This window comes from Microbacterium sp. B24, assembly GCF_000333415.1.
Classification (GTDB): Bacteria; Actinomycetota; Actinomycetes; order Actinomycetales; family Microbacteriaceae; genus Microbacterium.
In genome coordinates this window covers 1-11,390 of record NZ_BADB01000187.1, presented here as the reverse complement: position 1 = coordinate 11,390, position 11,390 = coordinate 1, and the positions used below count along the sequence as shown (strand labels likewise).

Below are 11,390 nucleotides of genomic sequence, written 5' to 3'. Positions count from 1 at the left end.
AGCTCGGTCCCGGGGATCCTCTAGAGTCCTGAATGAAACCCGCCGGTTCGCCCCCTCCCCCGAGTTCGCCGCGGATGCCGTCGCCACCGCCGATCTGTACACCCAGGCGGATGCCGACCGCGACGGCTTCTGGGCGGAGCAGGCCCGGAGCCTGCACTGGCACACCCCGTTCACCCAGGTCCTCGATTGGACGAACCCGCCGTTCGCCCAGTGGTTCGCCGACGGCGAGCTGAACGTGGCGTACAACTGCCTCGACCGCCATGTCGCGGCCGGCAACGGCGACCGCGTCGCGCTGCTGTGGGAAGGCGAGCCGGGCGATGAGCGCCGCATCACCTACGCCGAGCTGACCGAGGAGGTCAAGCGGACGGCAAATGTGCTGGAACAGCTCGGCATCGGAGCCGGCGACCGCGTCGCCATCTACCTGCCGATGATCCCCGAAGCGATCGTCGCGATGCTCGCGGTCGCCCGCATCGGCGCCATCCACTCCGTGATCTTCGGCGGGTTCTCGGCCGACAGCCTGCGCTCGCGCATCGACGACGCGGGAGCGAAACTCGTTATCACCGCCGATGGCGGATACCGCAAGGGACGTGTCTCGCCCCTCAAGCCGGCCGTGGACCAGGCCCTGGGCGACCGCGGCGAGGGGCTGCAGGAGAGCGTGGAGCATGTGCTGGTGGTGCGCCGCACCGACAACGAGATCTCCTGGACCGAGGGCCGCGACATCTGGTGGCACGAAGCGGTTCCCGCGGCATCCGCCGAGCACGAGGCGCAGCCGTTCCCGGCGGAGAACCCGCTGTTCATCCTCTACACCTCGGGCACGACCGGAAAGCCCAAGGGCATTCTGCACACCTCGGGCGGCTATCTGACGCAGGCGGCGTTCACCAACAGGGTCGTGCACGACCTGCACCCGGCCTCGGACGTCTTCTGGTGCACGGCCGACATCGGCTGGATCACCGGGCACTCCTACGTCACGTACGGCCCGCTCGCCAACGGCGCCACCCAGGTGCTCTACGAGGGCACGCCCGACGCGCCGCATCCGGGCCGGTGGTGGGAACTGGTGGAGAAGTACGGCGTCACCATCCTGTACACCGCGCCGACGGCGATCCGTTCGTTCATGAAGCTCGGCCGCGAGATCCCGCAGAAGTTCGATCTGTCCTCGCTGCGTCTCCTCGGCTCGGTGGGCGAGCCCATCAACCCCGAGGCATGGATGTGGTACCGCTCGATCATCGGCGGTGATGCGGCCCCCATCGTCGACACGTGGTGGCAGACCGAGACGGGCGCGATCATGGTGTCGGCGCTGCCCGGAGTCACCGAGACCAAGCCGGGGTCGGCTCAGGTGCCGCTTCCCGGAATCGGCATCGACGTCGTCGACGACGAAGGCATGCACGTCGGCAACGGCAACGGGGGCCTGCTGGTCATCACGAAGCCGTGGCCCTCGATGCTGCGCGGCATCTGGGGCGACCCGGAACGGTTCGTCGAGACTTATTGGGAGAAGTTCCAGAACAAGGGCTTCTACTTCGCGGGCGACGGCGCACGCCTGGACGATGACGGCGACGTCTGGTTCCTCGGCCGGGTCGACGACGTGATGAACGTGTCCGGGCACCGTCTGTCGACGACAGAGATCGAGTCGGCGCTCGTGGGCAACGAAGCGGTGGCCGAGGCCGCGGTGGTCGGCGCCGCCGACGACACGACGGGCCAGGCGGTGGTCGCGTTCTGCGTGCTGAAGGAGTCGTTCCTCAAGGCGCACGACGTCGACGGCATCGTGGACGTCCTCCGCCGGTGGGTCGGCGAGCAGATCGGCCCCATCGCACGCCCGCGTGATGTGTACATCGTCACCGAGCTGCCGAAGACCCGCTCCGGAAAGATCATGCGTCGGCTCCTGCGCGACGTGGCCGAGGGGCGCGAGGTCGGCGATACCACGACGCTGGCCGACACCATGGTCATGTCGACGATCCAGTCGAAGATCACGAAGAAGTAGGGCCCCCTCAGCCGCCGCGGCGGATCGGAGGGCGGCGCGTCAGTTCGCGCCGTCCTCCTGTGCCGACCGGCGCCGCCGGATCTCCGCCTCGAGGCGCGCAGCACGCTCCTCCCGCTCGAGATCGGCCAGCTGCTGCTCGGTCGTGCGTGTATCGCGCATCGGGGATGCCGCGGCCGGCGGCTCCGCCTCACGTGACCACCGTCGAGGGTCGCCGAAGCTCATCGGTTCGGACGCCCTTCCCCATTCGCGACCGAGCGCGAACCAGAGGACCGATCCCACGAGGGGCAGCAGGATGATGAAGATGATCCAAGCGAACTTCGGCAGGTGGCGCACCTGATCGTCGCGCCTCGTGATCGCGTCGACGAGCGCGGCGACCATGATGACGAAGACGAGGAGAGCAAGGACCGGCATGCCCCTACTCTCCCCGTCGTCCCCTCTCAGCGCAACGTGTGCGGCTCCTTCCGCCGTCGCAGCACCATCGTCGTCACCGCAGACCCTCCGGCGGCGAACAGCAGCGCGGCGCCGCCGACGAGCGCCCATCCCCACACCGGCATGGCGGATGCTGCGGCATCCCCCGTCGAACCGACCGCCGCCGCCGCGTCGTCTGAGAGCACCTGCGTCGCGCAGTCGCTGACCGAGATCGAGAACGAGATCGGATCGAAAGCGGTTCCCGCCGGATAGTTCGGGAACGCCGTCGACCCCTCTGCCGTGATCGTCGTCGGCGCGCCCTTCACCGTGACGCCGTTGCCGGAGCGCGAGACCTCCGCCGCCGTCAGGTCGATGTCGACGAAGGGCACGGCAAGAGCGGTCACCGCATTCTCGGTCCGCCCCGCGAGCGCGTCCTCCATCGTCACCCCGGAGACATCGAGCAGGAGTTGCGCGCGTGTCGCACTGACGAGCCGAAGGCGAGGGCTGCCCACGGTCGTGTGCAGGAGGCCGTCGTGGCCGGTGAAGGTGACGGTTCCGGCGAAGTCGACCTGGCCGGTCATCGCCGTGAGGTCCGCGGTGCCCGTACCGCTGTGCCACTGGAACACCGGGGTCGTGTAGGCGGCACCGTCGGACACCTCCCACTTTCCGTGCGCGATGGATCCTGAGATATAGGAGCGGAACGATTCCTTGAATCCCCAGTCGGTCGACGCCTCGTCGACCGTGCAGCCGCTGATCGCAACGGGGGCCAGCACCGAGATCGGTGCCCCCAGGGCGAGGTCCTTGCCCTGGAAGGTGAGCGTGTGGGTGCCCGCAGCGAGCGTCGCCGGAAGCAGCCCTCGCCACGTCGCAACGCCGTTCGCATCCGCCGTCAGCGCCTGCTCGAGCACGATCGGCGTCGAATACACGACGACCTTGATATCGGTCTCCCCGGGGGCGAAGCCCGCCCCCGACGCCGAGATCTCACCGCCCGCCGGCACCCCCGCGGCGTAGGCGGCATCGATCGACAGCCCGGTGCGGGCAGGCGGCTCGGCGGGGGGCGTCCAGGCAGGGGTTGCGCGTGCCGAAGCGACGGTTCGTGCCTCGCCGCCCGAGCCGGGCGCGGCATCCGCTCCGACGACGAAGGCGACGGGGTCCATCGCCGTCCCGGGGCCATAGAACTGCGAGGATCCGTAGGAGAAGATCCCCGCACCCGAGGCCGTGAGGGTCGCGGGCACGGAACTGTAGGCCAGCGCCCCCTCCGCGTCGCTGCGATGACCGGCCGCGAGATCGAGCGAAGCGAGATCGGTGCGCCTGCCACCCACGCTCACCAGGAGGGTCGCGCTCGATGCCGAGTCGATCCGCACCTGCGGGTCGGAGAAGGTCAGATCGAGGACGCCGGCGTGCCCGGTGAACCGCACCGATCCGCCGTAGCTGGCCGTGCCGCGGCCGTCCCTGAGAGCGCTGCCGGTCTGACCGAAGCGGAACTGCCCGTCGGCCGAACTCGCGCCGCCGGATACCGCGATCGCGCCCTTGGCGATCGGGCCGGTGATGTAGCTGCGGAACGAGCTCTTCACGCCCCACAGCAGAGCGCCCTCGCGTGTCTGGACGGTCGTCGTCGGACCGCTCGGCACGATGACCGGTGGCGTCACGACCGGAGTGTCCGGCGTGACAGGAGTGCTGGGGATGCCGGCGCCGGAGAACCCGATCGCGAACGCTGCCGGGCGCTTGGCGGCATCCATCGACCCGCCGGTGGAATAGAAGTAGGCGGCCAGATGCGTCGTCGCGTGGAAATCGACGAACTGCTGGGGCCATGCTCCCCATCCGGATCCCGACCGCACCTGCGGCGTGCCCCCGCGCGCATCGATCTCGACACCGGTGAAGTCGGGAGCGACGACGAACCCGCGGGTGGCGTCGACGACGACCCCTCGGAACGTCGCCACGGTGACGTCGCTCTGCGGCGCGACCGGTTCTTTCGGCTTGTCCGGGTTGGACATGTCACCCGCATAACCCGAGAGATCGGCGCTGAGGATGCCGGTGCCATCCGCGGCCACCGTCAGACGAGGATCGGCCAGCGTGAACGGCACGAGCCCGTCGTAGAAGTTGACGCTCACCGTCCCCTTCCACTCGATCGTCGCTGCTCCGTCGGCTCCGAGCACGGCCGTGCCGTCGGTGAAGCGCATCAGCTGGGCAGCCTGCCCTCCCGCGTCGACATGCGCACCGCGCGTCTGCCACGTCGCCTCCGTGGTTGCGGTTCCGTCGGCGGCCCGCTGGAGGATGCGCACGCCGTCAGAGGTTGCACGATAGGTCTGCTCCGTGCCATCGGAGACCCCGGCGGAGAAGTAGTTGGCCGCGCTGCCGTTCGGCGGACGGTGCTGCCACTCCGCGGCGCCCGTCCACTCGAACGCCACGCCGGTGTAGGTCGTCGTCTCGGGGACGGCCGGTCGGGTGCGCACGCTGACTCCGACCTCGGCGCTGTAGACCGTGGCGACGCTGTTCGTGAGCTTCGCCCGGTACCGTGCGCCGTCGTCGCCCTGGGGTGCCGCGGCGACGGTGAGGCGGGTTCCCTCGACACCCTCGACCACGTCGACCCACGCACCGTCGATCTGACGCTGCCAGGTGACCGCCGGGGCTGGATTGCCCGCTGCGAGAACCGAGAGCTGGTAGGGCTGTCCCACGTACACGGTCGGCGCCGTCGGCTGTGCCTCGATGATCGGGGCGCTCGCCACGCGGATCGTCGCGGGCGCGCTCGCGACGCTGCCCGCCGCGTTCGAGAAGACGGCGCGCACCTGCGTGCCGTCGGTGTTCACGGTGGCGTTGAGCGCCAACAGGGGCGAGGTCTCTCCAGGGATGTCGCTGAATCGCGTCGCACCCGAGGGCCGGAGCTGCCACTGCACCTGCCCGCTTCCGGTGGCCTGGAAGGCGACGGCGGCCGACGACGTCCCGGCCGGCAGGGTCACCGAGCGGTCGACCGGATCGGACGACACGACGGGGGCGACGCCGGTGAGAGACAGCCGCTGCAGGGCGCGTCTACCGGTCGCCTCATCCTTCACCTGCACCACGACTGACCCGTCGGGAAGCACGGCGAACACGTCGCGGCTGAGCGCGTCGCGCGCGAAGCCGCCGACGGCGACGCTGGTGATCAGCCGGTGATCGCGGAGCACATCGATCGACGACGACGTCTGACTGAGCACGTAGTCCAGATCATGACCAGGATCGGATGCCGCGTGATCGCTGTAGCCCTGCACGCTGAGGGGTACGTCGTTGGCGATCGTGCGCGCGACTCCGCCTGCCACATCGACATAGGCCACGACCCCGGTCCAGTTCGCGCTGTAGAGCAGCACGGACCCGTCCGCGGCGCGTGTGGCCAGCTCGTACGCGAAGTACTGGTTGTAGTCGGCGGCGAACGGCTGCACGGTGGGGACGCTGCCCTCGACGAAGGTGGTCGCGGCCGAGGTCGCTGCCGGCACCAGGTGGCGGGCGCGCAGCGGTTTGCCGTCGACGAGCTTGCCGACCGCAAGATAGGTCCCGTCGCGAAGCGCGATGAGCGCTCCCCCGGACTTCGGGCCGCTGCCTCCGAACAGCTCGGCCGACCGCTCCGCGTCGGTCGCATCCGGGGGAAGTGTGACGGGCACGCGGCTGACCGCTCCGACGCCGTCCACGATGCGCGTCAGGGTGAAACGATCCGCGGCGGAACCGCGCACCTGCGTGATCAGGGCGAGCTCGTCGGCAACGGAGTTCCACGTGACGGCGTTCAGGGTGAACGCGGTTCCGGTGATCGTCTCGACCACAGAGGTCCTGTAGCCGCCGGGGGTCCATTCCACGGCGGTGACGATCGCGGTGCCGCCGCGGACGCCGGCGACGTTGGTGCGCACCTGGGTGACGACGAAGACGCGATCGGATGCCGGATCGCTGGCGACCGCATACGTCGCGTTCGGCTCGAGAGCGATGTCGACGCTCGCGGCCGGGACGAGACCGGCGGGGTCATGAGCGCGGACGGTGAGCCGCGGGGCGGTGCTGGACGCACGTTCGACGACGTGCAGCATCGTCGCGCCGACGAGGACATCTCGGCTCGCGGCATCGGCATCACCGGTCCATGTGGCTGCCGGGGCGAAGACGGGAGCACCCGGCGTGCTCCATTTCTCACCGAGATCCGGCGCTCCGCCGGCACCGGTGTAGCTCACCGTCACGGCGTCCATCGTCGTGCCCACCGGGTACAGCGGGAAGCCCTCGCCCGCGACCGTGGACATCGCGGGCCATGTGGTGACTCCGGCATCCGTCGTCGGCTTCGCCCCGAGCGCATCGATCGTGGCGATGACGACGTCACCATAGTGCGCGATGGCCCCGCCTGGATTGTCCCGCGCGATGCCGTCGTAGTCCCCCCGGAGCTCCTGACGGTCGGCGGAGATCGTTACCGTGAGCTTCGAGAACGTCGAATCGAGCAGGCACCCGGTGGAGGCGACGGGGTCGCTGCAGTAGGCCGCGAAGCGCACCGACCCATCGAGCGACAGGGTCAGGGCGTTGTCGGCCGCGTCGAACGATCCCCCCGAGACGGGGAAGTCGAAGGCGCCGTCGGCCGCGCGAGTGACGCCACCCTCCGTGATCACCCCGCTGCCGATGTAGTTGCGCCACGACTCCTTGATTCCCCAGTGCACGGTGCCCGATGAGATCCCCGTCCCTGCCGCCGATGCGGGCGACGGGGACAGGGCGACAGCGAGGCCCGTGAGGAGCGTGAGGACGGCGGTGACGGCGAAGACGCGCAGGAGCGCAGTGGGACGACGAAGAACAGGCATGCGGAAGTGACCTCGATGGAGCGCAAGCGGAGAGGGATGACGGTGGGCGCAGCGGTCTGATGCAGCCCCGCCCACCGTCGCGGGGGGGGGATTACTCGTCGACGCGGAAAGACACGCTCTGGTCGACGATCTGCTTGCTGGTGCCGTGCGTAGCGACCTTGATCGCGCACGCGTTCGTGGCCGCGCAGTTCACCGTGCCCGGCTGCCCGGGGGCGGAGGCGTGCGTGTTGGTGCCGTTGCGCTGAAGGAGCACGGCCGCGCTCAGCGTCCCGGAGGCGTCCGAGGTCACCGTCTGGAAGCCGGCACAGGCGGGGATGCCGAACAGGTAGGAAGCGTTCGCGCAGAGACCGACGTAGTACTCGGTGTTCGCGGCGAGGCCCGTCACGGTCGTCGTCGTGGTGTCACCATCGAGGAAGTAGCGAGCGCCGGCGGCATCCACGGACGGCGCCGGGCTGAGACCGGTCGCGGCGTACGCAGGGACGCCGACGAGGGCCAGCGCGAGGCCGGCGATCGAGGTGGCCATCGTGCGCTTTCGCAGGGTGCTGGACATGAGGGAGTACTCCAATCAGTAGGGTTGGAGTGCCTCTCGGCACTCGGTGCAACGCCCGCACGCGTGCGGGCGCTCGTGAGCCGATGAGGTGCCGGGGCGGCTGCCGCTACCAACAGTCGCCGCCCCGGCTCTCATCAAACTCTTAGGTGAGGCTAACCTAAATAACGGCTCGAAGAAAGGCCGAGATCGTCGGGACGCCCCGCGATCTGCCGAGCACGGCGCAGATCACACGAGAGAGAAGACGACCTCGACCTCGACGGGGCTGTCCAGCGGCAGCACCGGCACGCCGACGGCGGAACGGGCATGGCGTCCGGCATCGCCGAAGATGTCGCCGAGCACATCGCTGGCGCCGTTGATGACACCGGGCTGACCGGTGAACTCCGGCACGGACGCGACGAACCCGGTCACCTTGACGACGCCCACCAGCCGTTCGATGTCGCCCACGACGGCTGCCGCCGCCGCGAGGGCGTTCAGCGCGCTCTGGCGCGCCAAGTTCTTGGCGTCGGATGCCGCCACCAGCCCGTCTCCCTCGCCGACCTTACCTGTGGCCGGCAGCGCGCCCGAGACCATCGGCAACTGGCCCGAGGTGTAGACGAGATCGCCGTGAACGACGGCGGGGACGTAAGACGCGACCGGCGGGACCACGGAGGGCAGCTCGATGCCGAGCTCACTCAGGCGGGCGGCGATGCTCATGCGTCCTCCCCGAACTGCTGGGCGGCGACCGCCGCCGCGCCGAGGCCCGCGTTCGCGGTGCCCGCGCCGACGGGGCGCTTGAAGTACGCGACGAGTCCGCCTTCGGGTCCGGGGACGACCTGAACCAGTTCCCACCCCTGCTTGCCCCAGTTGTTGAGGATCGCGGCGGTGTTGTGGATCAGCAGAGGGGTCGTGAGGTACTCCCACGTGGTCATGCGGACTCCCGGATTCGGTGTAGCCAGTGGTGGCGCGCCCGCGCCCACCGAGGGATCCCCCAGGGTTCTCCCTTACGATCAAGCCTATGCCCCAACTCAAACGGACGGCCACCGGTGTGCTCGGTGGCATTGCGGGACTCGTCGGTCTGAGCGCCATCGCCGGTATCCTCGTCACGGCCACCGTGACACCGGCGATCGCGGTCTCCGGCTACGCCGCTTCCAGCGCACTCGACACGTTCGAGAACATGCCGGGCTTCCTCCAGATCGATCCGCTCATGCTGCCGACCGAGATGTACCGCAAGGACGCGAACGGCAACGACGCACTGATGGCGGAGTTCTACGACCAGAACCGCATCCCGGTGACGTTCGACCAGGTCAACCCCGTCATGTACGACGCGATCACCTCCAGCGAGGACAAGAACTTCTACACGCACGGCGGCGTCGACCTCGTCGGCACCCTGAGCGCGCTCGTGGGCAACGCCTCCAACGGTTCCAACCGCGGAGGCTCGTCGATCACCCAGCAGTACGTCAAGAACGTGCTGCAGCAGAACTGTGAGAGCAAGGCGCAGAACTCCGACGAAGTCGCGGCGTGCTACGCGACGACCACGGCCAACCAGGGAGCTGAGGGCTACCAGCGCAAGCTGCAGGAGATGCGGTACGCGATCCAGCTCGAGAAGCAGTACTCCAAGGACGAGATCCTGCTGGGCTACCTGAACATCACCAACTTCGGCGGCCTCGTCTACGGCATCGGCGCCGCGGCACAGCACTACTTCGGCGTCTCGGCAGCCGATCTGACGATCGCGCAGGCGGCGACGATCGCCGGTATGGTGCAGGCTCCCAACGTCTACCGCATCGATATGCCGGAAGGGTCGACGACCGACAAGGCCGGCAACCCGGTCAACAGTCAGGCCGACGGCTACTCCCTGACCCTCGATCGACGCAACTACGTTCTCGGCCGGATGCTGGCCAACGGCAAGATCTCGCAGAAGGAGTACGACGACGCGATGGCCTCGCCCATCACGCCGAACATCACGAACCGCAGCCAGGGCTGCCAGAACGCGACGGGTGCCGAGTTCTTCTGCGAGTACGTGCGCACGATCCTGCTGAAGGACCCCGCCTTCGGCGCCGATGACGACACGCGCGCGGCGAACCTGCGCCGCGGCGGCATGAAGATCTACACGACGCTCGACCCGACGCTGCAGGACGAGGGCCTGAAGGCCATCTCGATCGTGCCGGCACACGTGGACTACATGAACCTCGGAGCCTCTGCCGTGCAGGTGGAGGTCGGCACCGGACGCATCCTCTCCATGGTGCAGAACCGCCCGTTCTCGACGGACGATGCCGCCGTCAACGCCCCCACCACACAGGTGAATTACAACGTGCGTGAGGAGAACGGCGGCGGCGGCGGCCACTCGGCGGGTTCGACCTACAAGATCTTCAGCCTGTTGAACTGGCTCGAGCAGGGACACTCCGTCAATGAGACTCTGAACGGGCGCATCGGCCCGAAGAAGGTCGACCAGTGCGACGGGACGATCCAGAACGTGGTCGCCGGCAACAACGGCAACGGCCAGATCGGAAACTTCGAGAACAACTCGGGCTACGTGGGCACGGTCTACAACTTCACGAGAGACTCCCTCAACTCGGGCTTCCTCACGATGGCCGAGAAGATCTCGGTGTGCAGCACGAACCGGCTCGCGATGAAGATGGGCGTCATGACCGGCAGCGGCGGACCGCTGGACACGACGAATTACGCCTACAACGTTCTCGGCGACCAGGCCGTTGCTCCGATCGACATGGCCCAGGTCTATGCCTCGGTGGCCGCCAAGGGCACGCTGTGCCCCTCGAAGGCGATCGACAAGGCGATCGACGCGCAGGGCAAGGACATCACCCCGCAGATCACCTGCCAGCCCGCGATGAGCGAGGCGGTCGCGGCGACAGCGGCGTACACGCTGCAGGGCGTCATGACGGGCACCGGCTCCGGCGCACAGATCGGCGACGGCGTGCCCGTGTTCGGCAAGACCGGTATCCACGAGTACCTGCACACCTGGATGGACGGCTCGTCGACCAAGGTCGCCACCGTTGTCTGGGTCGGCAACGTCGAGGGCACCGACCTGCTGAGCGATCACTACGAGAACGGCTACGTACTCTCCAAGATCCGCAACTCCATCTGGCCGGCGATGCAGGGGGCCGCGAACGCCAAGTACGGTGGCGATCGCTTCCCCGACCCGGATTCCGCGCTGACCAAGCGCCAGCTGACAGATCTTCCGTCGGTGATCGGCATGACCATCGACCAGGCGCAGCAGACGCTGAGCACGGCCGGATTCTCGGTGACGGTCGGCGACCCGGTGGACGGAACCGAAGCCGCGGGCACCATCGTCCAGCAGGACCCCGGTGCGGGCAAGGTCGCCGGCGGCACGACGGTGACAATCCGTCCCAGCAACGGGCAGGGCATCGCCGTTCCGGCCGTGAGCGGCAAGCCCGCGGATGCCGTGAACACACTGAAGGCGCAGGGCTTCAGCAATGTCGCCCAGCAGTGCACCGCCTCGCCGACCGCCGATGACAACGGCACCGTGACGGGCACGAATCCCGCCGCGGGAACGGTCGTCAACCGCAGCACGCAGATCACCGTGCAGTACCAGGCCAAGAACTGCGGCGGACGTCCGTGACNGCCGCGCGCAACGCCCTCGCCGCCGTCTCGGCGGCGGGGGCGGTGGCCGTCGGAACTGCCGTCTGGGGCACTGCATCGAACGCTTCCTCTT

7 protein-coding genes are annotated in these 11,390 nt (G+C 68.7%); 2 read left to right on the top strand and 5 right to left on the bottom strand.

The window, feature by feature from the left end; genetic code table 11:
- The first annotated feature begins 28 nt into the window (after nucleotides 1-28).
- On the top strand, nucleotides 29-1,975 hold the full coding sequence (acs, locus tag I5I_RS04810; protein WP_083867940.1) for an acetate--CoA ligase: 1,947 nt from the start codon (nucleotides 29-31) through the stop codon (nucleotides 1,973-1,975).
- 39 nt (nucleotides 1,976-2,014) lie between these two features.
- On the opposite strand, the gene I5I_RS04805 is transcribed toward acs, so the two are convergent.
- From I5I_RS04805 to I5I_RS04785, 5 genes are all read right to left on the bottom strand, one after another.
- Nucleotides 2,015-2,386 carry a PLD nuclease N-terminal domain-containing protein gene (locus I5I_RS04805; protein ID WP_036317093.1) on the bottom strand — a complete coding sequence of 124 codons (372 nt, stop codon included), beginning with the start codon at nucleotides 2,384-2,386 and terminating at the stop codon, nucleotides 2,015-2,017.
- Nucleotides 2,387-2,412: 26 nt separating this feature from the next.
- Complete coding sequence (locus tag I5I_RS04800; RefSeq protein WP_083867939.1) at nucleotides 2,413-7,173, bottom strand: HtaA domain-containing protein; 4,761 nt, start codon at nucleotides 7,171-7,173, stop codon at nucleotides 2,413-2,415.
- A gap of 91 nt (nucleotides 7,174-7,264) precedes the next feature.
- Nucleotides 7,265-7,723: a neocarzinostatin apoprotein domain-containing protein gene (locus I5I_RS04795; protein WP_036317091.1), complete on the bottom strand. Its 459-nt coding sequence runs from the start codon at nucleotides 7,721-7,723 to the stop codon at nucleotides 7,265-7,267.
- A gap of 225 nt (nucleotides 7,724-7,948) precedes the next feature.
- Entirely contained in the window at nucleotides 7,949-8,416 is a 468-nt protein-coding gene (locus I5I_RS04790; RefSeq protein ID WP_036317089.1) for a RidA family protein, read from the bottom strand.
- Entirely contained in the window at nucleotides 8,413-8,631 is a 219-nt protein-coding gene (locus tag I5I_RS04785) for a DUF4177 domain-containing protein (RefSeq protein ID WP_036317087.1), read from the bottom strand. Before I5I_RS04785 ends, I5I_RS04790 begins: the two co-directional genes overlap by 4 nt.
- A gap of 86 nt (nucleotides 8,632-8,717) precedes the next feature.
- On the opposite strand from I5I_RS04785, the gene I5I_RS04780 reads away from it, so the two are divergent.
- Complete coding sequence (locus tag I5I_RS04780) at nucleotides 8,718-11,297, top strand: transglycosylase domain-containing protein (RefSeq protein ID WP_036317085.1); 2,580 nt, start codon at nucleotides 8,718-8,720, stop codon at nucleotides 11,295-11,297.
- The last annotated feature ends 93 nt before the right edge of the window (nucleotides 11,298-11,390 follow it).

Excerpts from the sequence above, each read along its gene's own strand:
- I5I_RS04805 (WP_036317093.1), bottom strand. The coding sequence starts at position 2,386 with ATGCCGGTCCTTGCTCTCCTCGTCTTCGTCATCATGGTCGCCGCGCTC.
- I5I_RS04800 (WP_083867939.1), bottom strand. The coding sequence starts at position 7,173 with ATGCCTGTTCTTCGTCGTCCCACTGCGCTCCTGCGCGTCTTCGCCGTC.
- I5I_RS04795 (WP_036317091.1), bottom strand. The coding sequence starts at position 7,723 with ATGTCCAGCACCCTGCGAAAGCGCACGATGGCCACCTCGATCGCCGGC.
- I5I_RS04790 (WP_036317089.1), bottom strand. The coding sequence starts at position 8,416 with ATGAGCATCGCCGCCCGCCTGAGTGAGCTCGGCATCGAGCTGCCCTCC.
- I5I_RS04785 (WP_036317087.1), bottom strand. The coding sequence starts at position 8,631 with ATGACCACGTGGGAGTACCTCACGACCCCTCTGCTGATCCACAACACC.
- I5I_RS04780 (WP_036317085.1), top strand. The coding sequence starts at position 8,718 with ATGCCCCAACTCAAACGGACGGCCACCGGTGTGCTCGGTGGCATTGCG.